16 protein-coding genes and 5 pseudogenes are annotated in these 26,337 nt (G+C 63.0%); 10 read left to right on the top strand and 11 right to left on the bottom strand.

From position 1 onward, the window contains the following. Complete coding sequence (locus tag ACM62G_RS15795) at positions 1-1,131, top strand: nucleoside triphosphate pyrophosphohydrolase family protein (protein WP_419737459.1); 1,131 nt, start codon at positions 1-3, stop codon at positions 1,129-1,131. Continuing rightward, a complete protein-coding gene (locus ACM62G_RS15790; protein WP_419737458.1) occupies positions 1,128-1,784 on the top strand; it encodes a uracil-DNA glycosylase in 657 nt (218 codons plus the stop codon). Before ACM62G_RS15795 ends, ACM62G_RS15790 begins: the two co-directional genes overlap by 4 nt. A gap of 132 nt (positions 1,785-1,916) precedes the next feature. Here ACM62G_RS15790 and ACM62G_RS15785 read toward each other — a convergent pair. Continuing rightward, a pseudogene (locus tag ACM62G_RS15785) lies at positions 1,917-2,135 on the bottom strand (IS5/IS1182 family transposase); the annotation flags it as partial. Positions 2,136-2,235: 100 nt separating this feature from the next. Here ACM62G_RS15785 and ACM62G_RS15780 point away from each other — a divergent pair. The 5 genes and pseudogenes from ACM62G_RS15780 to ACM62G_RS15760 all read left to right on the top strand — a co-directional run bounded on the left by ACM62G_RS15780 (position 2,236) and on the right by ACM62G_RS15760 (position 10,077). Further along, positions 2,236-3,455, top strand: a protein-coding gene (locus tag ACM62G_RS15780) for an IS3 family transposase (protein WP_419736572.1) whose coding sequence is annotated in 2 segments (ribosomal slippage) — positions 2,236-2,584 and positions 2,584-3,455 — 1,221 coding nt in all. Because the reading frame shifts where the segments join, the coding sequence is not laid out codon by codon here. Positions 3,456-4,010: 555 nt separating this feature from the next. Further along, a complete protein-coding gene (locus tag ACM62G_RS15775) occupies positions 4,011-5,957 on the top strand; it encodes a putative bifunctional diguanylate cyclase/phosphodiesterase (protein ID WP_419737457.1) in 1,947 nt (648 codons plus the stop codon). Next, complete coding sequence (locus ACM62G_RS15770; RefSeq protein ID WP_419737456.1) at positions 5,951-7,435, top strand: leucine-rich repeat domain-containing protein; 1,485 nt, start codon at positions 5,951-5,953, stop codon at positions 7,433-7,435. The genes ACM62G_RS15775 and ACM62G_RS15770 overlap by 7 nt, the downstream gene beginning before the upstream one ends. A 138-nt stretch (positions 7,436-7,573) precedes the next feature. After that, positions 7,574-8,734: a sensor domain-containing diguanylate cyclase gene (locus tag ACM62G_RS15765; RefSeq protein WP_054058419.1), complete on the top strand. Its 1,161-nt coding sequence runs from the start codon at positions 7,574-7,576 to the stop codon at positions 8,732-8,734. Positions 8,735-9,034: 300 nt separating this feature from the next. Then, positions 9,035-10,077, top strand: a pseudogene (locus tag ACM62G_RS15760) (PDDEXK nuclease domain-containing protein). Between the two features lie 181 nt (positions 10,078-10,258). Here ACM62G_RS15760 and ACM62G_RS15755 read toward each other — a convergent pair. From ACM62G_RS15755 to ACM62G_RS15730, 6 genes and pseudogenes are all read right to left on the bottom strand, one after another. Then, entirely contained in the window at positions 10,259-11,068 is an 810-nt protein-coding gene (locus ACM62G_RS15755) for a YfaP family protein (RefSeq protein WP_273824147.1), read from the bottom strand. Between the two features lie 3 nt (positions 11,069-11,071). Continuing rightward, positions 11,072-12,717 (bottom strand): annotated as a pseudogene (locus ACM62G_RS15750) (DUF2300 domain-containing protein). Between the two features lies 1 nt (position 12,718). After that, positions 12,719-17,290: an alpha-2-macroglobulin family protein gene (locus ACM62G_RS15745; protein ID WP_419737455.1), complete on the bottom strand. Its 4,572-nt coding sequence runs from the start codon at positions 17,288-17,290 to the stop codon at positions 12,719-12,721. Beyond that, positions 17,287-17,945 (bottom strand): annotated as a pseudogene (locus ACM62G_RS15740) (DUF1175 domain-containing protein). Before ACM62G_RS15740 ends, ACM62G_RS15745 begins: the two are co-directional and overlap by 4 nt. Further along, entirely contained in the window at positions 17,930-19,654 is a 1,725-nt protein-coding gene (locus tag ACM62G_RS15735) for a DUF2138 domain-containing protein (protein ID WP_419737454.1), read from the bottom strand. Before ACM62G_RS15735 ends, ACM62G_RS15740 begins: the two are co-directional and overlap by 16 nt. Before the next feature lie 35 nt (positions 19,655-19,689). Next, positions 19,690-20,481 (bottom strand): YfaP family protein, encoded by a 792-nt coding sequence (locus ACM62G_RS15730; RefSeq protein WP_419737453.1) that lies wholly within the window; start codon positions 20,479-20,481, stop codon positions 19,690-19,692. Between the two features lie 411 nt (positions 20,482-20,892). Between ACM62G_RS15730 and ACM62G_RS15725 the strand changes: the two genes are divergently transcribed. The 3 genes from ACM62G_RS15725 (at position 20,893) to dxs (ending at position 24,047) form a co-directional block, all read left to right on the top strand. Then, positions 20,893-21,135, top strand: a complete 243-nt coding sequence (locus ACM62G_RS15725) for an exodeoxyribonuclease VII small subunit (RefSeq protein ID WP_054062527.1) — start codon at positions 20,893-20,895, stop codon at positions 21,133-21,135. Next, entirely contained in the window at positions 21,132-22,019 is an 888-nt protein-coding gene (gene ispA, locus ACM62G_RS15720) for a (2E,6E)-farnesyl diphosphate synthase (protein ID WP_419737452.1), read from the top strand. Before ACM62G_RS15725 ends, ispA begins: the two co-directional genes overlap by 4 nt. 129 nt (positions 22,020-22,148) lie before the next feature. Continuing rightward, the gene (dxs, locus tag ACM62G_RS15715) at positions 22,149-24,047 is read left to right on the top strand and encodes a 1-deoxy-D-xylulose-5-phosphate synthase (RefSeq protein ID WP_054062529.1); all 1,899 of its coding nucleotides are present in this window, start codon (positions 22,149-22,151) and stop codon (positions 24,045-24,047) included. A 121-nt stretch (positions 24,048-24,168) separates the two neighbouring features. Here dxs and ACM62G_RS15710 read toward each other — a convergent pair. The 4 genes and pseudogenes from ACM62G_RS15710 to ACM62G_RS15695 form a co-directional block, all read right to left on the bottom strand. Next, positions 24,169-24,387: pseudogene (locus ACM62G_RS15710) on the bottom strand (cobalamin-binding protein); the annotation flags it as partial. Positions 24,388-24,424: 37 nt separating this feature from the next. After that, positions 24,425-24,844, bottom strand: coding sequence for an MFS transporter (locus ACM62G_RS15705; RefSeq protein ID WP_273824152.1), 420 nt, complete (start codon positions 24,842-24,844; stop codon positions 24,425-24,427). Then, a complete protein-coding gene (gene ribA, locus ACM62G_RS15700) occupies positions 24,841-25,458 on the bottom strand; it encodes a GTP cyclohydrolase II (protein WP_054057971.1) in 618 nt (205 codons plus the stop codon). The genes ACM62G_RS15705 and ribA overlap by 4 nt, the downstream gene beginning before the upstream one ends. 99 nt (positions 25,459-25,557) lie before the next feature. Then, positions 25,558-26,328: a substrate-binding periplasmic protein gene (locus ACM62G_RS15695; RefSeq protein WP_419737451.1), complete on the bottom strand. Its 771-nt coding sequence runs from the start codon at positions 26,326-26,328 to the stop codon at positions 25,558-25,560. Positions 26,329-26,337: the final 9 nt, after the last annotated feature.

The raw sequence follows: 26,337 nt of genomic DNA, 5'->3' as shown, positions 1-26,337 counted from the left end.
ATGCAAAAAGAAGGTTCTCTCTTACTTTCCGAATATGCTACGGAAATCGCCCTTACTGACGTGCTCGACCCAAAAGATGTCAACCCAATACTACAAGGCCTATATGGTGAAGTCGGTGGAATCATGTCCACTGCAAAAAAACACATTCGAGAGCAGTCCGCCTACCCCGGCTTTAAAAAAGTAGCAGAAGAAGAATTTGGAGATACGCTTTGGTATTTAGCAGCGCTTTGCAAACGCTTGGAGCTTCCACTTAGTGATATATTTTCCGACGCAGTCAAGTCTGAAAACTTTCAAACCGTGGGCATAGCAAGTGATGTTATTGATGGTGCTTTCGCGTATGTAGCAATGCCAATTGCTTCAAGAGATTCTGCAGATGCTTCACTGGTCCGCCTGGGTCGCTCTGCGGCATTACTATTGGGAAGTGTGCCCTCGCGAGAGAATGTTGTAAATTTCGCAAAAGACTATCTTAATGCCCTTCACGCTGCCAAGTTAGTATTTTCAGAGGTTGCTAGGGCAAACCTACGCAAAGCTCGCGGAGCATTTCTAGATCCAAATCCTGCAGATTTAATCGACTTCGATTCAAACTTTTCGTTTGACGAGCAACTTCCGCGCGACTTTAAAATCCGTATTAATCAACGTAAAAACAGCAGAAGCTATCTCCAATGGAATGGAGTTTTCATCGGAGATCCTTTGACAGACAATATATCCGACCACGATGGATACCGCTTTCATGATGTATTTCATCTTGCATACGCAGCCATTCTCCATTGGTCGCCAGTAGTCCGTTCATTGATAAAACACAAGCGAAAAAGCAACCCTGAGTACGACGAAGAGCAAGATAGCGGACGAGCAATCGTTGTTGAAGAAGGTTTGACTGCCTGGATATTTTCAAGAGCCAAAGAACTAAACTTTTTTGAAAACCAAGATAAAATCTCACTTGGAACATTGAAAATCATTGGGGAATTTGTAAGCGGTTACGAAGTAGAACGCTGCCCTTTAAAACTTTGGGAAAAGGCGATATTAGAAGGATACAGTGTCTTCCGCCAAGTTAAAGCGGCTCAAGGAGGCTGGATCATTGGTGATCGCTCACTGCGTACCATACGATATGAACCACTAGAGCAGAACATATGAAGCTACACCCTTTTGTTGAAACAATTGTTAAATTGCACCTAGAAAATTGCTTCAACCCGTATTCAGATCGCTGCGAGATACATGACAGTATAGAAGCACCCAGCCTTCGTGCCCAAATGCTATCCAACATAATATACAGCGCAACAAGCCGCCCTATCGACGCCATATGGATCGGACGGGATCTTGGTTATCGCGGCGGCCGCCGTACAGGTCTAGCATTGACTGATGACGCGCATATTGAAAACCATGCCAAACGGTTCAATCTATTCGCCGAAAGACCTACCATTGGGAACGCTGTCACGGAACGGACAGCTGCAGTTATTTGGAACATGTTAGACCAATTAGATGCACAAATATTCCTCTGGAATGTTTTTCCTCTTCATCCGCACGCAGCGGGCAAACAGTTTACAAATCGGCAGCACAATACTCTAGAAAGAAAAATCGGTGAGGAGTTACTAAAAGAGCTAATTCGCCTCCTGAACCCGTCACGCATTGTAGCTATAGGAAACGATGCCGCCTCTTCTGCAAGCCGAATTACAAACACCATACCAGTATTGTGCGTAAGACACCCAAGCTATGGCGGGCAGAACATATTTATTGCACAAGTTTCCGAGATCTATGGATGCTCTCCACGCCAGAAAACACTTTTATAGATCCTGGCACATATAAAAAACCCAGAAAACCTATACCACAGGAAATTATCAAGCTGCAGAGCCATCTTCCCCCAACAGGTATGGGGCACTCAAGGTCAGGCGTGCGAACTGGCGCATGGGCGTGATTTCCTAAAGCGCTTCTTCAATGGCCGGATCGCTCAGGGAGAACCAGTTTTGCAGCATGGTTTCCAGAGGATAAGGTTTTCTGCCACCGCCGGCCTTGGGGTAGAACGGCTCGATCAGGCCCAGCAGACCTATCCAGGGCACGACCTGATCCATCTCGGCAAGGAAGCGTTCGCGGCGTGTCTGCTTGCGCTTGCCGGCATATTCGAAATCGGAAAAGCTCGCCTGGCTCCTGGTGGGCTCGGGTCAGGTGGTCAGGCGTATTTCATCACACTGTCCCGTCCTGAATAAGGTTTACACCTTCCATCCCGAAATCCCGGAGAATCAGATGGAGCAAGGTGTAAAGCGCACACAGCGAGATTACTCGCTGTCTTTTAAATTGGCGGTTGTCGATCAGATCGAAAAAGGCGAGCTGACCTACAAGCAGGCCCAAGCGCGGTATGGCATCCAGGGGCGGTCGACGGTTCTGGTATGGTTGCGTAAGCATGGTCGGCAGGATTGGAGCCAGGGGGCCTCAATCCGAGCCGAGAGGAGCTGCGTGATGTCCGATCCCAAGACGCTTACTCCAGAGCAGCGGATCAAAGAGCTTGAGCAGCAGCTTGAGCTGATGAGCCAGAAGGCTCAGTTCTTTGAGAAAGTCGTTGATGTCCTGAAGAATGACTACGGTGTGTCGGTCGTAAAAAAGCGATCCGGCAAGTCCTCTCGCAAGGTCAGGTCGCAGGACTGAGCATTGCCAGGACTTGTCGGTTTCTGGGGATTAGCCGGCAGGCTTACTACAAGCGAAATCGAGCGGCTGACAGCAAAGCACACCAGGCAGATCGGATCGTTGAGTTTGTTCAAAAGGTCCGGATGCGTCAGCCACGACTGGGTACAAGGAAGCTGCACTATCTGCTGCATTGCCAGCCGGATAGGCGGGTCCGAATTGGCCGAGACCGACTATTTCAGGTCTTGGGAGAGCACCGCTTGCTGGTGTTGCCCAAGCGGGCGTACCACAAGACAACGCAAAGCTTTCACCGCTTCTACCGGCATCCCAATCTACTCAAGCCAGGCCCGAATCAGGTGGTCCCTGGAGGGCCGGAGCACGTCTGGGTGGCGGACATTACTTACCTGCCCGCCAGTAGCGGTCCACTGTACCTAAGTCTGGTGACGGATGCGTATTCCAGAAAGATTGTCGGGCACCATGTGCATGAAGGTTTGCATGCGGAGTCTGTTGCCCAGGCCTTTAGACAGGCCCTACGCAAGCGGCGTCGTCGTCAGCCCTTAGTTCATCACTCTGACCGAGGCATCCAGTACTGCTCGGCGCTGTACCAGTCACTTCATCAACGGCACGGAGTTCAGTGCTCGATGACTGACGGATATGACTGCTACCAAAACGCACTTGCTGAGCGCATCAACGGAATCCTCAAAACAGAGTTGCTGTTGAGCAACCCAGAAAATCTGGAGCAGGCGAGGAAGATGGTCGATGAGGCAGTGCAGATCTACAACACAGAACGGCCTCACATGGCCCTGAAAAACAAAACGCCCGATGCGGTGCATAGGGCGTTTTGAGGCCTGTGGGCCTACCTGAACAGGTGTAAACCTATTTCAGGACTAGACACACTTGGAGACTTGTTCGGAGATTCCCTAGCAGGCTTGCCGAGTACAGTAACGACTGACGGCCCAGCAGACCGTAGGTCATTATTCGGAGTTCAGCCTCACGAAAAAACCGTAGGCTGAACCAAAAAAAGCCGGTCAAATGCCGTGCAAAAACCACCAAAAAGTGGGGGAACAAATGGGGATCCGACTATCTTTAAAAACCCTAACTTGTTGTTTTTCAAAAACATAGATTGATTAAAAAATAACCACAAGCCGGCTTTTTAATGCCCGGCATTTATCCGCCATACTCGACGTGCGAGGCCCGGCTGCGCCGTTGATCGCCTCTCATTCGCTAAACCAGCCAAAAGCCCCGCCGCCCCCTCCAGAACTCGCCCACCCAGCCGAAATAAAGGCTACAGCCGGCAAAGATCGGCCTGCGGGCGCCTGAACCTCGCGATAATGCATGCGCGAGGCCGCCTTCAAGCAGAGGGAGCTGTATCGACCACGGCCACAGAGGCTCTCGTGATAATGACTGGCCTATTCAAGAAGCTTCGAAAACTCGTCACACCACCCCTGGATAACCCAAGGCTGCTCAAGGCCCAGTACATCGCGCTGGCTCGTCAGTTGCCGCTGATGTATTTCATCCTGATCGTGAACACCTGGGCGCTGGTCATGACCCACCTGGACAATGCGCCAGACTGGCTGGCCTTCTACATCCCGGTGGCCATGACCCTGATCTGCGGCATCCGCGGCGCCAGCTGGTGGCGCATGCGCCATCATCCGCCGGCACCGGAGCTGATCGCCCGCGCGCTGGTACGGACCAACCTGCTGGCGCCACCGATTGCCACGGCCTTTACCTTCTGGTCACTGGCCCTGTTCCCCTATGGCGATATCTATGCGCAATCCCACGTCGCCTTCTACATGGCGATCACCGTCATCGGCGTGATCTTCAGCATGATGCACCTGCGCCCGGCCGCACAGAGCACGGCGCTGATCGTCAACGTGGTGTTCGTGGTGTTCTTCTCCAGCATGGGCAACACCGCCTTCACGGCCACCGCGCTGAACGTGCTGCTGGTGTCCATGACCATGCTGGTGATCCTCAACAACCACTACCGCGCCTTCACCCGGCTGGTCGACGCCCAGGCCAAGGCCGAGCAGTTGAGTGACGAAAACCTCAAGCTGGCGAACGAGGACAGCCTGACCGGGCTGCCCAACCGCCGGCAGTTCTTCAGCACCCTGGACCGTGAGATGGCCAACGCCGAGGCCAATGGTTCACGGCTGGCGGTGGGTATCATCGACCTCGACGGCTTCAAGCCGGTCAACGACCAGTTCGGCCACAGCGTCGGCGACCGCCTGCTGGCCCAGGTCGGCCAGCGCCTGAACGGCCTGCTGGAAGACGGCATGCACCTGGCGCGCCTGGGCGGTGACGAGTTCGCGCTGATCCTGGCCAACGACGCCAATGACCAGGCCCTGGCCGCCTTCGGCCAGCGGGTCTGCGAGGCCCTGGCCACGCCGTTCCTGCTCACCGACCTGCCGGTGCAGATCGGCGGCTCCCTGGGCATGGCGACTTTCCCGGACATGGCGACCAATGCCATCGAGGCGTTCGAGTACGCCGACTATGCGCTCTATCACAGCAAACGCACCAACCGCGGTGCGCTGTCGATGTTTACCGCCTGCCACCACCAGCAACTGCTGCACGAAGGCGTGACGGAGCAGGCCCTGCGCCGGGCGGACATCGAGCAGGAATTCCACCTGGTGTTCCAGCCGGTGATCGACCTGCGCACTCAACGCACCGTGTCCTTCGAGGCCCTGGCGCGCTGGCAGAACCCCAAGCTGGGCGATGTCTCGCCCTACCGGTTCATCCCGGTGGCCGAGCGGATCGGCCTGATCAACCGCCTGACCCCGCCCCTGCTGCGCAAGGCGCTGGCAACCGCCAACGGCTGGCCGGCCGACATCCGCCTGTCGTTCAACCTCTCGACCCACGACTGCGCGTCGGACGAAGTGGCGCAGCAGATCGTCGAAGTGATCGTGGCGAGCGGTTTCGATCCCCGGCGACTGGACCTGGAAATCACCGAGACGGCGACCATGCAGGACATCGTCCAGGTGCAGCGCACCATCGACGGCTTCCGCCGGCTGGGTTGCGGCATTTCCCTCGACGACTTCGGCACCGGCTACTCCAGCCTCAGCCAGTTGCACTCGCTGGCCTTTACCAAGATCAAGATCGATCGCAGCTTCGTCACCGGCTTGCATGAAAAGCCGGCCAGCTACAAGATCGTCAAATCGCTGGTGGCGCTGAGCCTGGACATGCAGCTCGATTGCATTGTCGAAGGCGTGGAAACCCAGCCTGAACTGGATGCCCTGGCCAGCCTGGGCTGCTCGCTGGTACAGGGTTACTACTATTCCAGACCGATGTCGCCGGCATCGGTCGAGGCCTGGCTCGACCAGGAAAATACGACGGAACGTGCACAGTGCTGAATCCCGACCGCAGGGCCCTGATCGACCGGCTTGCCGCCGCCCCCGACGATGTTGCGGTACGCGCCGCGCTCTATCGCGACCTGCTCGACACCGCCGATGTGGCCCTGGATGGCTTGCGGCTCGCCGCCGGCCTGGGCGATCCGGCCGCCCTGACGGTGATTGCCGGGTTGCACGCCAAACCACATGCCAACCGGCCCAGGGCCTGGCTGTCGCAGCTGCGCGGGCTGCCGGTCGACCGCCTGGAACTGAGCGATGCCGAACCGGACTGGCTGGATGCACTGGCCGGACTGCCACTGCGCACGCTGGTGCTCGACGGCCCGAACTTCAACTGCGACCAGGAGCTCTGGCGCCGCCTGCCCGCCCTGGCCCTGGAGACGCTGGAGATCAGCGGCTTTTCCCGTTCGGACAACGAGACCTGCCTACCGTCAGTCGAGCGGTTGCGCCGGCTGAAACTGCAAACCTACGGTGATGACTTCGACGACGCGTTCCTGCGGCAACTCGGCGACAGTGCGCTGCAGGAACTGTCGCTGAACCGTTGCGATGAGATCACCGACGACGGTCTGCTCGCGCTATCGCGCTTGCCGTTGCGCTCCCTGGAACTGGAGCGCATCGAACAACTCACTTCCCGCGGCATGGCCCATCTGTCCAGACACCCACTCGAACATCTGTCCCTCGGCTGGGGCCGTCTCGCCATACTCGAGGACGCCAGTTGGCTGCGCAGCCTGACGGCCTTGCGCTCGTTGAGCCTCGACTACTGCTATGCGAACGAGGCCACCCTGCAGGCGATTCGCGATCTGCCGATCGAGCGGCTGTCACTGCAGTGCGCTTATATCAGCGATGAGGACCTGGCCGAACTGGAAGGCATGCCGCTCGCCGATCTGGATCTGAAGGCGTCCCAAGTGATGATCGAGCGGCTGGACACACTGCACGCCTTCCCGCTCAAGCGGCTGGGGCTCTGCGATGTGCAGGGCATCGGTGCGGACGCCCTGGGCGACTTGCGTGGCCTGGCGTTGGAGTCGCTGGACCTTTCCCTGAACGAAGTCACCCACAAGGAACTGAAACAACTGGCGGGCCTGCCGCTGAAAAGGCTGAAGCTCAACTTCTGCAATGGCGTGGACGGCAAGGCGCTGCGGACGCTGGCCGAACTGGGCCTGCCGCTGGAAGCACTGGAGATCGGCGGTCTGGACCTGCGCGACGCCGACCTCGCCTGCCTGCGCGACCTGCCCCTGAAGCACCTCGGCCTGTATGACAGCCCCTGGCTCACGGATGCCGGTGTCGCCCATCTTGCCCACCTGCCGTTACTCAGCCTGACGCTCACGGCGAGCCCGGGGGAATCGCGGATCACCTCGGCCGTGATACCTGCGCTGGAGCAATTGCCGCTGCAAGAATTGTCGTTGCAGAACTGCTCCGGGATCGATGCCGACGGCTGGGATCGTCTGGCCAGGTTGCCGGCACGCGTCATCGGACCTGGCATCTGAAGCTGCGCCAGTCTCCAGCAGGTGCCGCAAGGGAGTGCGGTCAACCACGCAGCAACTGAGGTACAGTTGCCGTCCTTCAGCCATACCCTTGCGCCTGCCGTGAGACCCTCTGCGCGCCAGGTAAAGGAGCTTCAGCGCATGACGCTTCACATCCCGACCCTGCTCATCGTGTCGGTGCTCATTTTCTGCGTGATGGGCCTGTTGACCCTGCACGCCTGGAGCCGTGAAACCCGCGAACGACCGCTCGCCTACCTGGCCGGCACGATGCTGCTGGCGTCGCTGGGCATGGTGCTGGTGAGCCTGCGGGGCATGGGCATCGACTTCGTGCCCCTGGTGCTGGGCAATGTCGTGCTGTTGCTGAGCGCCGCGATGAACTGGACGGCGATGCGGATACTGGCCGGACGGGCGCCGTCGCTGCCAGGCATGCTGGCCGGTGCGGGGGCCTGGCTGGCCCTGTGCCTGGTGCCCGCCTTCATGGAGTCGCTGAGCATGCGGGTCACCGCCTACTCGCTGCTGACCGCCGTCTACGGATCGGTTACGGTGCTGGAGTTCTGGCGCAGCCAGAAAAGTCTCGAAGTCTCCTACCTGCCAGCCTTTTTCCTGACCCTGCTGCACACGGTGTTCTATTACATCCGGGCCTTCTACGACACCGGCATGGGGCTCGAACAGGCGCTGACCGGTGTCGGCAAGGGCACCTCGTTTTTCTCGTTCCTGCTGTTCGAGGCCATGGTCTACGTGATCGGCATCGCCTACATGACCCTGGCGATGGTCAAGGAACGCGCCGAACTGCGCTTCAAGGCGGCCGCCTACAGTGATGCCCTGACCGGTGTCGGCAACCGCCGGGCGTTCATGGACCGTGGAGCACGCCGGCTGGAGGCCTGCCAGCGGCGCGGTACGGTAATGGCGCTGCTGCTTTGCGACCTCGACCATTTCAAGCGACTGAACGACACCTTCGGCCATGCCGTGGGAGACCAGGCGCTGATCGCCTTCAGCCGGGTCATGGGCCGCGCGTTGCATGAGAAGGACGTGTTCGGACGCATTGGCGGGGAAGAATTCGCCTGTCTGCTGGAAAGCGACGAGGCGGCGGCCGTCGACGTGGCGGAACGCATCCGTCGCGAGTTTGCCGCGTTGACCTTGCTGGAGCCGGGCCTGCTCAGCGTGAGCATCGGGGTGGTGACGACACGGGAAAACGGCTACGAACTGTCACGGTTGCTGTCGCTGGCGGACGAGGCGCTGTATGGCGCCAAGGGCAAGGGGCGTAACCGCGTGGAAGTCGCCATGAGCAGCGCCGCAGACTGATCGGTTCAGTGACCGGATTGAGCGTTTTTGAGCATGATTTGCCGACGCTGGCAGGACGACTCCCTTTCCTTCGCCTGAAGTTTTCTAGAAATTCCAGTGCGCTTGTGCCTGACCATTCGGGTAACTATCTTCGATTTCGACTTCGGGTGAGCAAGGTGCTCCCCTCTTCAAACACATCCTCCTGAACCCCAAGGCCAACGGCCTGCGTAAGATTTCGAAATCTGATCGTTCAGGAAACCGTTTGACCTGCGCTCCCGGATACCCGCAAATGCAGCACAAGGAACGTCACGAGGAAAAGGCATGAGCAACCAACCTGCTGGTCTGAGCTCACCTCCCGAAGGATATGGCGACTGGCTGGCTGATCTCAAAGGTCGCATCCATACCGCTCAACAGCGCGCCACGCTGGCGGTCAATCAAGAGCTGGTGCTGCTCTACTGGCAGATCGGCCACGAGATCCTGACCCGGCAGGTCCAGGAGGGTTGGGGGGCCAAGGTCATAGAGCGCCTGGCGCAGGATCTGCGCACTGCCTTTCCCGACATGAAGGGTTTTTCACCCCGCAACCTCAAATACATGCGCGCATTTGCCGAAGCGTGGCCGGACACGGAATTTGTGCAAGAGGTGCTTGCACAATTACCCTGGTATCACCAGTTAGCGCTGCTGGACAAGTTGCCCGGCCCAGAGACTCGTCGCTGGTACGCAGCCAAAGCCATCGAGCACAACTGGTCGCGCAACATTCTGGTGATGCAGATCGAATCCCGCCTGCTGGAGCGTAGCGGCAACGCTGCCAGCAATTTCGAAAACCATCGACCCAAGCCCCACTCCGATCTGGCCCGCGAATCGCTGAAAGATCCTTACCGCTTCGACTTCCTCGGCCTGACCGCCGATGCCCAAGAGCGCGAGATTGAAAGTGCCCTCATCAAACACGTCACCGAATTCCTGCTGGAACTGGGTGCGGGATTCGCCTTCGTCGGCAAACAAGTGTTGCTGGATGTCGGCGGAGACGAGTTCTTCATTGATCTGCTGTTCTATCACCTGAAGCTGCGTTGCTACGTGGTGATCGAGCTCAAGGCTGGCAAATTCAAACCTGAGCATTTGGGTCAATTGAGCTTTTACCTGACAGCAGTAGATGCCCAACTCAAACATCCCCAGGACGCACCAACCATCGGCCTACTGTTATGCAAAAGCAAGAATAAGGTCGTGGCTGAATACGCTCTGCGAGATAGTGCCCTCCCATCGGAGTGGCCGAGTATCAGTTGGTGGAGTCCTTGCCCGCCGAGCTGCAAACCAGCCTACCCAGTATCGAACAGATCGAGCGTGAGCTGGCAGGGAATGACGCGAGTTAGCTGATAACGGATCAGTTCTGGTCTGCCCTCTCGGGCTCTTTCGCGGATAAATGCTGCGCCCCCGGAGCGCACATCGGACAGGTGTCTGGCGCGGTCTCTGTAGGAGCCGGCGGTGCGGCGATCCGACTTGCCCGCGAATGGGCCCTCAAGACTTGTTCGCCAGCCTGGAAACGCCACGCTCTCAGGGATAGCTGAACTTGCGCACCAGCGTCAGCTCGCCCGGCGCACGCATCGGGACGATGAACGACTCCATCTTCTCGTTCACCGTACCCTCTTCCGTGATCAGCGTGATCTTCGCCGTGGTCAGGGCCTGTACGGCGTTTTCCTGGCCACCGTCCCCGTCGTCATCGCTGCGATAGCCGCCGCCGTAGTAGTTCACGTAGATCAGGTACTGGCCCTTGATCGGCGCCGGCATGGAGAAGATTTCCGGGCCGTAGCCGGTGGTGACGTCGACGTCCAGCGAGCCGCCGTTGGGCGCCGTGCGGTCGCCGTACCAGATGTGCGCGCCGTCTGGCGTGACCACGTGCAGGTCGAGGTCGGTGTGGTCGCTGTCCCAGGACAGCAGGATGCGCAGCTTGGCCTTGGTCGCGCCACCGGCGTTGAGAAACTGCACGCGCTTGCGCTGCTGGCCGTCAGGGCTGCGCACTTCAACGCTGTTGGTGCCGTTGGGGAACGCGAACGGCCGGTCGAAGTTGCCCGAGGCATCGAGCTTGAGCGGCATGCTCACGCCATTGACGATCAGGTTGCCCGGCTCGCGGGCATTCTTCGGCGTGCCCTTGATCTGGCCCATGATTCGCGCCGTGTCGGCCTGGCCCAGTGGCGTGTTGACCGACGAGGCCGGGTAGTTGACGGTCTGGCTGTAGTTTTCGCCGTCCGACGAACCCTGGCGCCAGCCACCCCGCGGGGTGTCGAGCTTGATATCGGCATGGGCCGTGCCCAGCACCGCCAAAGTGGCGAGGAACAGGGCTAGGGTGGGGATACGCAATGTCATGGCCTATTCCAGTAACAGGTGGCGGGCAAGCCCTTCGATGTAGTCTTCGTCCTGGCCGTTCGGGTGGGCCTCGAACGCCAGGTGCAGGTATTCATGGGTCAGGTCGAGGCGGTCCTGTTGGGTCAGCACGCCGCGCACGTAGATGCGCTGGCGCTCGCGATCGACATAGGGCCGGCCGAACGCCACGCGGCAGACGGCGAAGCGGCTCAGTTCGTTATAGCCGACCTCCCGGTCCAGCCGCTGGCGCCAGACGCGACGCTGCTTGAGCAGCCACTCCTGGGCCGCCGGCAAGGGGTCGCAGGACGCCACCGGGTTGTCCCAGCGGCTCAGGCTCGCCCGTGGATAGGCGTGCTGGAGGATCTGGTCGTAGCGCGCGCCGTTGTTGGCCTGCTCCACCGCCTGCTGCCAGGACAGCTTGTCCGGGCCGGGTTGGTCGGAGTGGTAGGTCACCGGGCTGCCGGCCAGCACCAGGTCGCTGGTCCAGGCGGCGATGGCACGTGTTTCGGCCGTGGCCGGTCGCGGCGCCACGCGCTGGCGGCTGCTGCTGTCGTCGATGCTCAGGCAGTCGCCGCTGCGCCCGGCGTTCTGCAACAGGTAACTGCGGATCGCCACGGCCAGGGCCTTGGCCGCCTCGGCCGGTTCGCTCCTGGCCTCGCGCTGCAACACCCGGGCGACGTACTCCTCACGATCGAGCCGGGCCACCAGTTGTGGCTGGCCGGCGTTCTTCAACAGGAACAGTTCGCCCGTGCTTTCGATGTCCAGCTGGTTGCCGTTGGCGAAGTCGACCCGGTAGCGGCCTTGCAGGCCCCCTCCGCGGCCGCCTGCCCATCCACACGGCTGACGCCCTTGAGCGGGTAGCGCGAGAACAGCTCGACCTGCACGCAACGCCCGGCGTCTTCCGCCTGCGGTGCCGGCAGGAAACCGCCGAGCACGTCCGAGTAGTGTCGCAACACCATCTGGCTGGTGCCGCGGCCACCGGCCCAGAGCGGCGTGCCGTCCGCCAGCCAGCCGGCGAAACCGCCCTGACGCGACTGCGGGTCCTGGTCGCCGAGCCAGCTCCAGGTCTTGACCCGCAGCCGTCCACCCAACACCGCCACGGCCTGGCCGTCGGCGGCGTTGAGCACCACGTCGAGCAGCAGCCGACGCGCCGCGTCCTGGGCCGGCAGCGTACGCAGCGCCTCCAGCAGTTGTGCCACGGGGACGCGGGTCTGCGGCTGCAGGTGGTCGAGGCTCTGCAGCCAGGCGGGAGCCTGGCGGGCCTGCCAGTAGTCGCGCCACCGGCCGGCATCGAGGTTCAGCCGCCTGGGGTCGAAGTACAGCCCACAGGAACGGAGCAGCGCCGCATCGCGGGCGATGTTGCCGCCCGGCGTGCAGCAATAGACTTCCTCGTGATCCTGGCCGTGGCAATCGTAGGCCGGCTCCTGCTGGTCGGTGTCGACCAGCCAGGCGTATACGAACAGCTTCCACAGGCTGCCCAGCGGGGTTTGCAGGTCCGCCGGCAACGGTTCGCGGCTGAGCACCTGCGTGGTGTTCAACTGCACCAGCTCATAACCGCCAGCGGTTTGCCAGGCCAGGCGCAACGGCGCCTCCTCTGCCGTCGCCAGCAGAGGAAGAAAGCACAGCACCAGCCAGGTCAGCGGACGGCTCATGTCATTGAACCGTGACTTGTCCGAGGGCCGCCTTCTGCTCCTGGGCCTGGTGCTCCGGTGCATAGATCTGACTGAAGCGCGCCGGTGGCAGCTTGAACTGGCCCTTCTGCGAGAAGCGCAGCAGATGACGCACGCGCACCTCGCCGTTGAGGCTGTTGACCGGCACCCCGTAGGCCATCTGCCCCGGTTCGAAATGCGCCTTCTCCAGCGGCGTGGCTTCCTCGCCGGCCAGCCCGGCCAGATTGACGCCCCAGGTGGTGCGCTCGACATCCGCCCCCGGTGGCAGCGGCAGTTCGAGCATGCCGTAACGCAACGGCTTGGCCGCCTTGCTGGTGAGGATCACTTCGTCCAGGTACAGGCTGTCGCTGGACAGCGGCTTGTCGCCCACGGCCTTGAGGCTGAAGGTATTGGGCTCATCGTCCGGCACCAGTTCCAGCAGGCGGCGCCTGATCTGCACCGGCAGGTCGGCAGCGGCCTTGCCCTGGCTGAGGTAGCTCAGGCTGGCGCGCAACGGACGCTCCTGGGCACCGCTCAGGGTCAGCACGCTCGGCACGCCCTGGCCTTGCCACTGCCAGTAGGCCTCGCCGGTGCTGCCCTGGCGGACCTGCCAGCCTTCGCCCGGAGTCAGGCTGACCATTTTCGGGGTCTGCTCGACGCTGCGTTGCAGCCAGGTCAGGGCCAGCGCACGCTCCAGGGTGGATTGCTGCGGCAGCAGACGCTGCAGCAGATCCTGGGCCTGCTCGGCATTGAACGGCTTGAGCGACAGGTTCAGCGCGGTGGCGAACGGCTGTGCGCTGGCGCCCAGGCGCTGTTCGGCGGCCGGCAGTTGCCGGCTGAACGCGTCCGGCAAGGCGACCTTGCTCTGGCGCGCCAGTGCCGCGGTCAGTACCCGCGCGCTGGCCAGGCCCAGGGCCGAGTCCGGTGCGCCCATCACCACGCTGTCTTCACCATCATCCAACAGGTTGGCGTCGGCGCCCTCGCCGGCTTTCGCCAGTTCGTCCATCAGGCCGCTGAGCAGGGTGTTGACCGGCAGTTGCATGTCCCTGGCAAACGACAGCACCAGCGCCCGTTGCAGCAACGGCGTAGCGGAAGCCTGCTTGCCGTAGACGTCCAGCACCCGCTGCCAATGCTCCGGCGGCAGGCTCACGCCCAGGGCCTTGCTGGCGTACCAGTCGGCGTAATAGGCGTAGCCGGTGAGGAAGGCATCCGGCGTGACGTCCTCGCCCCACCAGGTGAACCAGGCATCGGGACCGGCCATCGAGACCAGGCGCAGGCGGCTGTTCTGCAGGATCAGGCGCAGGCGATCGCGGATCTGCGCGTTACCCGATAGCGCCGGGTAGGCGATGCTCAGCGGCAGCAACTGGCTGGCGGTCTGCTCGACACCACCGTAGGGGTAGCTGAGCAGGTCGTCGAGGCTGGCGCGGAACAGCGCCTGCGGGCTGTCGTCGAGGCGCAGGCGAATGTCGCTGGCATCGGCCGGCAGGCTCAGCGGGGTGTCGCCGCTGGCCACGCTGAGGCTCTGGCTCTGGGTCACCTGCCAGCCGTCGGCGACCGCGGTGAGACGTACGGCCAGGGTGTCCTGGGCCTTGCCGTTCTGTTGCAGTTCGGCGGTCCAGTCGCCACTGCTCAGGGCAATCGCCGGCAGCGGGATGTAGTTGATGCCCTTGTTCAGCGACAGCGGCAGGCGTTGTTCCTGGCCGGCGTAGCGGATCAGCAGTTCGGCTTTGGCCGGCTTGTCGTCCTGGCTGAAGGCGAACAGGCCGAGCTTGGGCTGGTCGCCGTTGCGGAAGTGGGTCGGACCGCTCCATTTCAGGTACAGCGGCTTGTCGGAACGGATGAACTGGTTGCGCTGGCCTACCTGCCCGGCATCGGAAATGGCCCGGGCGGTGATGCGCCAGCGGGTCAGGGAGTCCGGCATGCGGAAGGTGAAGCGCACCTTGCCGTTGGCGTCGGTGACCAGTTCCGGCTGCCAGGCGGCGGTGTCGACGTCTTCACGACGCGGCCGCTCCAGCACCTTCACGCCGCGTTCGCTGCGGTTGGCCTTGCCCGGCGCACCGGGGCTGCCCGGCAGGGCCACGTCGTAGCTGATGAACGACAGGCTGGCGCTGGTGCGCACGTTGTTACGCCGTGGGTGGTAGAAGAACTGGTCGATGCTCGGCGCCACTTCCGGCTGCAGGGCATAGATCATTTCATCCACCACGCTGACGGTCAGGTGCGCCGGGATCGGCTTGCCGGCGAACTGGGTGGTCAGGTCCACCGAGACGGTGTCGCCCGGCTGGTAGCTGTCCTTGTCGGTGGCGATGGCCACGTCGATCTGCGGCGTGGCGACCTTGAGGCCGGCGTTCTGGAAGCTGTACTCGCCGCCCTTGGTGTAGAGCACCGAGAAGGTCAGGTTGGGGGCGAAGTTGTCCTTCACCGGAATCCGCGCGCGGTACTGGTTGGCGCTGATCTTCTCCAGGCGCAGCCAGTCGGCCCCCTTGGACAGCAGCGCGGTGGCCTCGACCTTGTCGCGCTCAAGAGACAGCAGCGCGTCGTTGACCGGCTCCGGGAAGGTGATCAGCGCCAGGGCTTCGTCACCGGCCTGGTACTCGGGCTTGTCGAGCAGGATCTCCACGGTGCCGGGCACGGCCTTGACGCCATCGCCGGTCACCGAGTGGCCGGTGGCACCGAGGATGCGTTCGTGTTCGTCCTTGAGCGACAGGTTGTAGGTGCCGGGACGGTCGAACGTGAGGCTGAAACCCTTGTCGCCGGCCGCGAGCTTGCCGCCACCGGTGGACTGGTCTTCCAGGCGTACCCAGCTGTAGCTGCTCGGCTTGCTGGCGTTGGCCGGCTCCACGGCGGACTCGTTGGCGTAGCTGAACGCGACCTTCTCGCCGCTGGCACTGAAGCGCTGCGGGGCCGACAGGCTGTAGCGCGACGCGCCACGCTCGATGAGGATTTCCTTGGTGGTCTTGACCCGATACGCCGCGCCATCGCTGGCGAACACGGTGAGCATGTAGCGGCTGGGCTTCTCCGCCGCCGGCAGGTCGAGCACGGCCTGGCCCTTGTCGTCAGTGGTCAGCTCGGCGCTGGTCAGTTCCACCGGGAATTGCCCGAGGTATTGCAGCTCGTTGTCGACCATCGACAGTTGCTGGGCGCGCAGGGTCAGTTGCACACGGGCATCGGCCACCGGCTTGCCGTCCGGGTAGAGCAGTTGCAGCTTGCCCTTGACCGGCTCGCCGGTGCGGAAGTCCTGCTTGGCCAGGTCCAGGGAGATTTCGAAGTGCGGCTTGATGTACTCGGCAACGCGGAAGGCGCTGCTGTAGGTCTGGTCACGATAGGTGAAACGCAGCTCGTAGCCGCCGGCCACGGCGTTGTCGGGCAGTTGGAAGCGGCCCTGGGTGCCGGCCTTGCCGTCCAGGGTCAGGTCCAGGGTCTGCAGCGTGGTGCCGGTGGCGTCGAGCACGCTGACCCGCACCGGCGCACCGGTCGGGTTGACCGAGTCGCGGGCGTTCTTGAATTCGCGACCGACGATCTTCAGCGACACCCAGTCCCCCGGCCGGTACAGCGGCCGGTCAGTGAAGGCGTAGAGCTTGGTGTCGTAGATTTCGCTGTCGTAGTAGAAGTTCTCGGAGACGAACACCCCGCCCTCGTCATCCTCGCCGATCATGAACGAGCGCTCGGGGCTGACGTGCTTGAGGCGCAACAGGCCCTCGGCATCGGTCTCGCCGCTGCTCATCACGCCCAGGCCATCGGTCCACAGCACCTTGACCTTGGGCACCGAGCTGCCTTCGTGCTTGCGTGCGGCCCACACCAGCAGTTCGTCGCCGGCGATCTTGCTCACCGCCACGGTGTTGGAGACGAACACCACGGTGGTCGCGCGGTATTTGCCGACCAGCGCCTCGACCAGGTACAGGCCCGGCTTGAGCTTGCCCAGCGGGATATAGACGTTACCCGGTGCGACGCTGATGAACTGGCTGGAGGACCCGGCCAGGTCGACGCCCTTGGGTGGCTGGATCGGCTTGGCGTCCCACAGCGGGTAGCGGAACTGGCTGACCAGTGGCAGGCCCGGCAACGGCGCGTATTGCGGCGGGTTGTCATATTGGGTCGGCCGGTTGATGACGTCGCCCATCTTCAGCTCCGGCACCTCCTCGGTCACCTGCTTGCGCGACTCGTAGGAGAACGCCCGCTGCATCACCCGACGGGACTTGCGGTACCAGTTGTCCCACAGGTAGGCCAGGGTATTGGACAACCCCTCGCCCTTGAACTGGCCATCGCTGACCACCCGGTGCAGGTTTTTCTGGCGCTTGAGAAACTCCAGCGGCTGGTCGATGCGGTACACGCGGATGTCCGCTCCACCGTACGGTTCCATGCGGAAACGCCGGTAGTCGCGGCCCGGTGCTTCCAGGCGGACCAGCGCCTGCTCGTCGCTGGCGAAGCTGCTGTCGGCGAGCAGGAAGAAGCTTTCGCCGGCAATCGGCGTGTAGTTGCTCGGCGGCACCGAGTCATCGGCGGCACCAGCGGTGACCGGCAACAGCACGGCCAGGGCGAAAACCATTCGGGATAACAGACGCATCATGGAAGACCCGTTCATCGAGAGAGGAAGTTCAGCCGGTAGACGCCGATGAAGTTGGGGTTCGTTGCATCGGGTATCCATCGGGTGTCCTTCCATGTCATGAGTTGCTGCACGCTGGCGGAGCGCATGCCGTTGTCGGTGGGGTGGTGGTGCCGGTGTGATAGGCGATGTTGCGGCCCATCCAGATCATCAGATGCTGATCGTCGCCCTGGTCGAAGAACAGCAGGTCGCCGGGCCGCGCCTGGTTGAGGTCGCGGCTGACCAGCTGGCTGTTGAACTGGATCAGCTTGATCGCATTGACGTACGGACCGACCTTGCCGCCGCCCTGCTGCCACTGCTGGGCCAGCTTGCGCTGGCTGTCACTGAGGCTCAGCTCGGGCGGCAGGTAGCGGTTGGACAGGCCATTGGCCCGCAGCCACTTGTCATCGTGTTTCTTCAACGCTTCGTTGGCGGCGAAGCGCACCAGGCCGGCGCAGTCCTGCTGGTACCAGCGCGGGCTCGGCCCCTGGGTCAGTTGCTCCTGGGCGATGCGCACGAACCAGGCGCGGAACACCTGGGACTGCTCGACATCCAGGGCCGGCGTTTCGACGGCGAACGCCGACGTGCCGAACACCAGGTTCAGCAGCGCCAGCACGCCCAGGGCCTTGGACAGACGAATCACATCGCCCGCCATTGCAGCGGCAGCCACTGCCAGTGACCGTCAGGCTCGGTGCCTTCGGGCAGGGTCAGGGCGTATTTGCCGAAGCCGGCGAGCTTCTGCAGCTTGGGCAGCAGGTGAGTCTGCGCGGCGTTGCGAAATACCGGTTCCATGTCCTGGGGCAGGCTGTCGAGGGTCTCCTGCTTCATCAGTTGCGCCAGGGAGTCCGGGCCCAGGTAGACCGGCGTCAGCGCATCCTTGGGCACCACGTCCGCCAATGGCGGGAAGTGCTTGTCGAGGGTGCCGAGGGCCTTGTCCACCAGCTTGTCGTCCAGGGAGAACAACAGGGTCGAGCCGTGCCGTGCCAGGCTCACGCGGAAGAAGGCGCGGCCGGTGATGGCGTCGGGGTTCTCGGCTTCCTGGGCGGCGTACTGGCCAAAGGTCGAGCTGACCACGCGCTTCCACTGGTGCAGGCGGTCCTTGTTCTGTTCGTCGACCGGGAACAGTCCCCCTTCGACGTTGCTTTCCCGGGTGCCGACCATGGAGCCGAACAGCTTGCCGAGGTCGGCATCGAGGCTGTCGTTGTCCTTGTTCAGGTTCGCCACCAGCAGCGGCGTGTACAGGCGTGAATCGGCATACCAGCACAGGCCGGCGGCACCGCTCATGTGTTCGGTGAGTTTCTGCGCGGTGGCCGCGTCGGCGCCGAGCTTGACCAGCAGCGGCTGTTGCTGCTCGGCCGCCAGCGGCAGGGCGACGCAGGCGCTGGCACCGACCGGCATGGCCTGCCAGATCGGTTTGAAGTCGAAGTCGGCGGACTTGTCCTGTTCGTCGAGCGCGAGGAAGCTGTGCCAGCCCTTGTCGTCCATGTCCAGGCGCAGGCCGGCGAAGCTGGGGATAAAGCGCTGATAACCCATGGCCAGGACGCTGGAGGCCACCGAGATACGCTGCTTGACGGTCGCTTCACGGGGTTTGAGGCCGAACGCCTCGGGGAACAGCTTGTCGCCCCCCAGCAGCGCGGCCAGGGCCTGGCTCGACACCTCGCCGGGCGCCACTTCGCTGTCATCGCTGGTCTGCTCGTAGAGGCGATCCGGGTTGGACAGCACCACCAGCTTGTCGCCACGGGAGGCGAACAGCAGCGCCTTGCTGGCGTTGTAGGCCAGGCGGTAGAGCGCCACGTTGTCGCCGGCGACCTTCAACTCGCCGACCTTGCTCAACTGGGTGTCGTCGAGGGCGACATGGGCCAGCGGTTCGAGCAGCTTGGCCAGGCCACCACGGTCCATCACCAGCAGGAAGTCCTTGAGACGGCCATCGGCGCCACGCCAAAGGGCGATGTCGGCCGGCTGGTCGAACAGTTGCTCGATCAGGTTGTCCTGCAGCTTGAGGTCGTGCTCGTAGATGATCCGCCGCAGGCTGCCGATCAGGCCCAGGCGATCGCCATGGCTCTCGTAGTAGAAGACGAAGTCCTCGGTGAGGGTGTCGCGCAGGAACGGCACGCTGAGCAGGTCCTTGGGCAACTGGCTCAGCGACGCGGTTTCCAGCAGCGCGTCCGGGCGGCTGACGCCGAGTTTTTCCAGGGCCAGTTCCGGCACCGGGGCAACCGACTTGTGCTGGAAAAACCAGCCCAGGCCGCCGACCACCGCACCGGTCACGCACAGCCCGAGCACCAGGCCCAGCCAGCGGCGCGAACCGGCAGTTGGAGGAGTGGCCGGCGCGGCGGCGGCCGGGGAAGCAGTGTTATCGCTCATGTTCGCAAAGCCCATTCATCCGTGGAGCGGGATGTTCAATAGTTGAAGGTCTTGACCAGCAGCAGGTCGCCGATGGCGCGCAGCGGTACGGTGAAGCTCTCGCGCTTTTCATCGACGGTGTTCTCGTTGAGCACCAGGTTGATCTGCGAGGTGATGACCTCGTTCTGGTTGGCTCGCTCGGTAAAGTTATAGCCGTCGCTGGCGCTGTAGTTGCCCCAGTAGTTCACGTAGACCAGGTAGGTGCCGTGCATCGGCGCGGTCATGGTGAACATCTCCGGGCCGGGGCCGTCGACGCCGTCGGGGTCGAGGCCGCCGCCGTTGGTCAGGCGCGGGTTGGCGTAGAAGGCGTGCTGGCCGTCGGGGGTGATGATGTGCAGGTCCAGCTCGGCCTTGGGGTCATCCCAGCCGAGCACCACGCGGATGCGCGCCGGGGTGATCTGCTGGTTGGCTTCGTAGAACTGCACGCGCTTGAGGGACTTGCCCTGGGCGCTGCGCACCTCGACGCTGTTGGAGCCGGAACCGAAGGCATAGGGGCGAACGAACCGGCCGTTTTCATCGGTGTAGAGATTCAGGGGGTTGCCGTTGACCGCCAGGGTATGCGGTTCACGCGGGCCGGAGGGCGGGTTGATCCGCCCTTCGATCGGCGTGCGACTGCGCTGGATGCCACGGTCGATGGGCGGTGTCGGATAGGCCACCTGCGGCGCATCGCTGCGATCGAGCAGGCCCGAGTAACGCCAGCCGCCGGTCGGCTCCTGCAGCTCGGCCGAGGGCTCGGCCCAGGCGGTCGCGGCCCAGAGAGCTATCAGCATTGGAAATAACCGGCGCATCAACAGCCTCCTTGCCATGCATCACGAAACCCTGCGCCCGATCCAGACCGGCGCACCCCTGAAACACGAAAAATCAGAAAGAACCTGGCGAGGCAGGTCGGGAAGTCGCAGAGGTTAGCGATTCAGATCTTGTTACACAATGGCGGTAAACCGGTATTTACAGGGGCAATCGGCAAATGAGAGATCGTGCACACTCAGTGGCCTGGAAGCCCCGCAGAACAAGGCAAAAGGCCACTATCGCAGACTGTCATGCGCGCCCAAAATCACCCCATGATTCAGGATGTATAATGGTGCCCGCCAAAAGGCTGCGGACACGCCTGATGCCCTCATGATTGGCAACCCCTCGCATTTGCCCCGCAACCCGCTGTCTGCTAGTGTCGCGCCCGTTGAACGCCTACCGAGATCGCCGCCATGGCCCGCAAAAAAGTTTCCCTGGATTTCGAACAATCCCTCGCCGATCTGCAGACACTGGTCGAGCGCCTGGAGAACGGCGAGCTGTCGTTGGAAGATTCGTTGACCGCTTTCGAACAGGGCATCCGCCTGACCCGTGACTGCCAGAATGCCCTGGCCCAGGCCGAGCAGAAGGTACAGATCCTGCTGGAGCGCGACGGCGAACTGGCCGAAGAGCCCTTCGATGCGGAACAGCCAGAATGATCAAAAGCTATCAGGCCGCCTGCCAGGAACGGGTCAACGCCGCCCTGGAAACCCTGTTCGTGCCGCCCGGCGCCGGGCTCGCCCGTCTCTACGAGGCCATGCGCTACAGCGTGATGAACGGCGGCAAGCGGGTACGCCCGCTGCTGGTCTATGCCGCCTGCGAAGCCCTCGGCGGCAAGCCGGAACAGGCCAACGGCGCCGCCTGCGCCGTTGAACTGATCCACGCCTATTCGCTGGTCCACGACGACCTGCCGGCCATGGACGACGACGATCTGCGTCGCGGCCAGCCGACCACCCACAAGGCCTTCGACGAGGCCTGTGCGATCCTCGCCGGCGACGGCCTGCAGAGCCTGGCCTTCAGCGCCCTGCTCGACCCGCGCCTGAGCGACCTGAACGCCGAGATCCGTCTGTCGATGGTCAACACCCTGGCCCACGCCGCAGGCCCGGCCGGGATGGTCGGCGGCCAGGCCATCGACCTCGGCTCGGTGGGCCTCAAGCTCGACCAGAAGGCCCTGGAAACCATGCACCGGCACAAGACCGGTGCGCTGATCGAGGCCAGCGTCACCCTCGGCGCCCTGGCCAGCGTCAACGTGCAGAAGGACGAACTCAAGTCGCTGCAGACCTACGCCCAGGCCATCGGCCTGGCCTTCCAGGTGCAGGACGACATCCTCGACGTCGAAAGCGATACCGCCACCCTCGGCAAACGCCAGGGTGCCGACATCGCCCGCGACAAGCCGACCTATCCGGCCCTGCTCGGACTGGAGGCGGCCAAGGCCTACGCCCTGGAGCTGCGCGACCAGGCGCTGCACGCCCTGCGACCGTTTGACGCGGCCGCCGAGCCACTGCGCGAGCTGGCCCGCTACATCGTCGAACGGCGCAGCTGACCGGACGGTCATGCTGGCCTTTCGCACAATCGAAACGCCAGCATCCGACCCGCTGATGCGACATCGCGTGGGCAGCGTGCGCTCCATAAGGTAAACTGCCGCGTCTTCATACCTATAACGATTCGCCTGATGCCCACGACGTTCCATGAGATTCCCCGCCAGCGCCCGACCACGCCCCTGCTGGACCGTGCCGACACGCCGGCCGGCCTGCGCCGGTTAGGTGAAGCCGAGCTGGAAACCCTGGCCGATGAACTGCGCCAGGAGCTGCTCTATTCGGTCGGCCAGACCGGCGGGCACTTCGGTGCCGGGCTTGGCGTCATCGAGCTGACCATCGCGTTGCACTACGTCTTCGATACCCCGGACGACCGGCTGGTATGGGACGTGGGTCACCAGGCGTATCCCCACAAGATCCTCACCGGTCGCCGCGCGCAGATGCACACCCTGCGCCAGAAGGACGGCCTGGCCGCCTTCCCGCGCCGCTCGGAGAGCGAGTACGACACCTTCGGCGTCGGCCACTCCAGCACCTCCATCAGCGCCGCGCTGGGCATGGCCATCGCCGCCCGCCTGCAGAACAGCGAGCGCAAGGCCATCGCGGTGATCGGCGACGGTGCGTTGACCGCGGGCATGGCCTTCGAGGCGTTGAACCACGCGCCGGAAGTCGACGCCAACATGCTGGTGATCCTCAACGACAACGACATGTCGATCTCGCGCAACGTCGGCGGGCTGTCGAACTACCTGGCCAAGATTCTCTCCAGCCGCACCTACGCCAGCATGCGCGAAGGCAGCAAGAAAGTGCTGTCGCGCCTGCCCGGCGCCTGGGAAATCGCCCGCCGCACCGAAGAATACGCCAAGGGCATGCTGGTACCCGGCACCCTGTTCGAAGAGCTGGGCTGGAACTACATCGGCCCGATCGACGGCCACGACCTGCCGACCCTGATCGCCACCCTGCGCAACATGCGCGACCTCAAGGGCCCGCAGTTCCTGCACGTGGTGACCAAGAAGGGCAAGGGCTTCGCCCCGGCCGAAATCGACCCGATCGGCTACCACGCGATCACCAAGCTCGAGCCGCTCGACGCCCCCGCCGCCGCGCCGAAGAAGCCCAGCGGGCCGAAGTACTCCGCGGTGTTCGGCGAATGGCTGTGCGACATGGCCGCCGCCGACCCCCGCCTGGTCGGCATTACGCCGGCGATGAAGGAAGGCTCCGACCTGGTGGCCTTCAGCGAACGTTTCCCGCTGCGCTACTTCGACGTGGCGATCGCCGAACAGCATGCGGTGACCTTCGCCGCCGGCATGGCCTGCGAAGGCGCCAAGCCGGTGGTGGCGATCTATTCGACCTTCCTGCAGCGCGGTTATGACCAACTGGTGCATGACGTGGCGGTGCAGAACCTCGACGTGCTGTTCGCCATCGACCGCGCCGGCCTGGTCGGCGAAGACGGGCCGACCCACGCCGGCAGTTTCGACCTGTCGTACCTGCGCTGCATCCCCGGCATGCTGGTGATGACGCCGAGCGACGAGAACGAACTGCGCAAGATGCTCAGCACCGGCCACCTGTACAACGGCCCGGCGGCCGTGCGCTACCCGCGTGGCAGCGGTCCGAACGCGACCATCGAGAAGAACCTCGAACCGATCGAGATCGGCAAGGGCGTGGTGCGCCGCCGCGGCAGCAAGGTCGCCCTGCTGGTGTTCGGCGTGCAACTGGCGCAAGCGCTGGTGGTGGCCGAGAAGCTGGATGCGACCGTGGTCGACATGCGTTTCGTCAAACCGCTGGACGAGGCGCTGGTCCGCGAGGTCGCCAGCAGCCACGAGTTGCTGGTGACCATCGAGGAAAACGCCATCATGGGTGGCGCCGGTGCGGCGGTCAGCGAGTTCCTGGCACAGGACAACCTGCTCAAGCCGATCCTGCACCTGGGCTTGCCGGACGCCTACGTCGAGCATGCGAAGCCGGCGCAGATGCTGGCCGAGTGCGGGCTGGATGTGGCGGGGATCGAGGCTTCGGTCACCGAGCGGATGAAGCTGCTCGGCCTGTAAGCCAAGTGGAATGGTGGGCGGCCCCTTCGCGGGCAAGCCCGCTCCCACGGAAAAGCCCTCACGCCATCGAAAGCCCCGCCCTTGCGGGAGTGGGCTTGCCCGCGAATGCAGCCACCGCGCGCTACCGCCCCGGTACCATCACCGCACACAAGCGAGCCACCGCCTCGACCATCCGCCCACTGGGCCGCTCCAGCCCCTTGTCCGGCACCTGCACCAACCGCCCTTACCGCACCGCCGCCAACTGCGGCCAAGCCTTCCAGGCATCGAGCTGAGCCCGGTTGCCCGCCAGGATCACCTGCGGATCACGCTGCAAGACCGCCTCAACGCTGACCTGCGGCGCAGCGCCACGGCCAGCAACACCGCCAGCCAGCGTCCCATCAGCCTAGTTGGCGCGGAATGCGGTAGAGGTAGAACAGCAGCACGGTGGACAGCACCAGCAGAATCAGCGGCACCGCCTCCAGGCCGACGAACACCGCCAGGGTGCCGATCCAGGTCGGCAGGGCCGCGATCACCAGTGCCTTGCGCCGGACGTTGGCCAGCGTGATCCAGGCCGCCGGTTCCTCAGGGGTATCCAGCGCCTTCTCGGTGGCGATCAACGCATGCTTGTAGCCGCCGAAAAACCGCAGGCTGATGAACATCGAAGCGATACCGGCAATGAACAACGGCATCGCCAGCACCGGCAGTACCGGTTCCGTCTGGCCAAAGGCCCAGTTGGCGACGAACAGCGGCAGGACCGTCAGCAGCAGTTGCTTGTACCAGCCGAAGGCGAGCCGCCGCTTCACCTGCCCGCGAGTCACGCCGGGTCGGCCTCGCTCTGGTGCTCGTTGCCCATCATGTGGCCGAGCTTGCCGGCCTTGGTGGCCAGGTAGAGCCGGTTGTGCGGGTTGTGCCCGGTGTGCAGCGGCACCCGCTCGGCCACGGTGATGCCCATGTCGGTCAACGCCTTGACCTTGCGCGGGTTGTTGGTCATCAGCCGCAGAGACTGGATGCCCAGGTGTTCGAGCATCGGCCGGCAGATCGCATAGTCACGCTGGTCAGCGGCAAAACCCAGGCGCTCGTTGGCCTCGACCGTGTCGGCGCCACCGTCCTGCAACTCGTAGGCGCGGATCTTGTTCATCAGGCCGATACCCCGACCTTCCTGGCGCAGGTAGAGCAACACGCCACGGCCTTCACGGGCAATCGCCTGCAGGGCGGCTTCCAGTTGCGAACCACAGTCGCAACGCTGGCTGAACAAGGCATCGCCGGTCAGGCATTCGGAATGCACGCGGCCAAGCACCGGTGCGCCATCGGCCACATCCCCGAGCGTCAGCACGACATGTTCACGACCGGTGGCTTCCTCGAGAAAACCGTTCATGGTGAAAGTCGCGAAGGGGGTAGGCAGTTTGGAGGCAGCGACAAAAACGACAGGCACCCTGTGCTCCTGATCAGTATGAAGGCTGGAAATTCGCGGTTGCGACATTGTAACAGGAGGTTCCTACAGACGCTTAGGCCGATTTGTCCATGATAACTATCAATAAGTTTGATCGGTCACAGCCGGAAACTTTCCGCTTTCGAACGGGTAGGGTTGCTTCCAGTGCTCGAATATCCTGCGCAGGCCACCCGCCTTGACCAGCTCGGTCATGCGCTGATCATACAATGCCAGCAGCGCCCGCCCCCGCTCGTTGTCGGCGAAGCCGAGGTAGAGCGGCAGTTCCGCCAGGTGGGTATTACGGAACAGTTTGGGGTCCTCTGCCTGCTCGAGGACATCTTCGACCTCGGTCAACGCATCGATATAGAAATCGACCCGATCGTGCTGCAGCATCGACAGGATCCCGTCACGCCGCTGGATCTCGTTGAAGTCGCGCACGTTGGGCAGGTACTTCTGGTACTTGTAGCCACGCACCCAGGCCAGGCGATAGCTGCCGAGGTTCTCCAGGGTGGGCACCGGCTTGCTGGCCAGGCCCACGGCATAGATGTGATCGGTATCGTAGTTCCAGCGCGGGTACAGGGCTCCACTGATTTCCTGGCTGTAGGAGCCCACCCAGGCATCCGCCTCGCCGCGCTCCACCAGCCCCACCGAACGCACGTACGGCTCACTGCGAATCTCGACCTTGATCCCTTGCGGCTCGAACACCTCGCGCAGCACGTCCCAGGCCAGCCCGCTGCCATCGGCATTGGTGTAGTCGGCCCACTCCTCGCTGACCAGGCGGACCTGCGCCGGCAAGCCAGCGACCTCCTGCGCCCTGAGCAACGGGCTGAGCAGCACCAGCGCAAGCAGGCCCCACAAACGCAAGCCGGACATAGTCAATTC

The sequence above is a fragment of the Pseudomonas sp. COR18 genome, from assembly GCF_048568395.1.
Classification (GTDB): Bacteria; Pseudomonadota; Gammaproteobacteria; order Pseudomonadales; family Pseudomonadaceae; genus Aquipseudomonas; species Aquipseudomonas fuscovaginae_B.
Note: the sequence above shows the minus strand (reverse complement) of the source record. Positions and strands in the feature narration are given on the sequence as shown.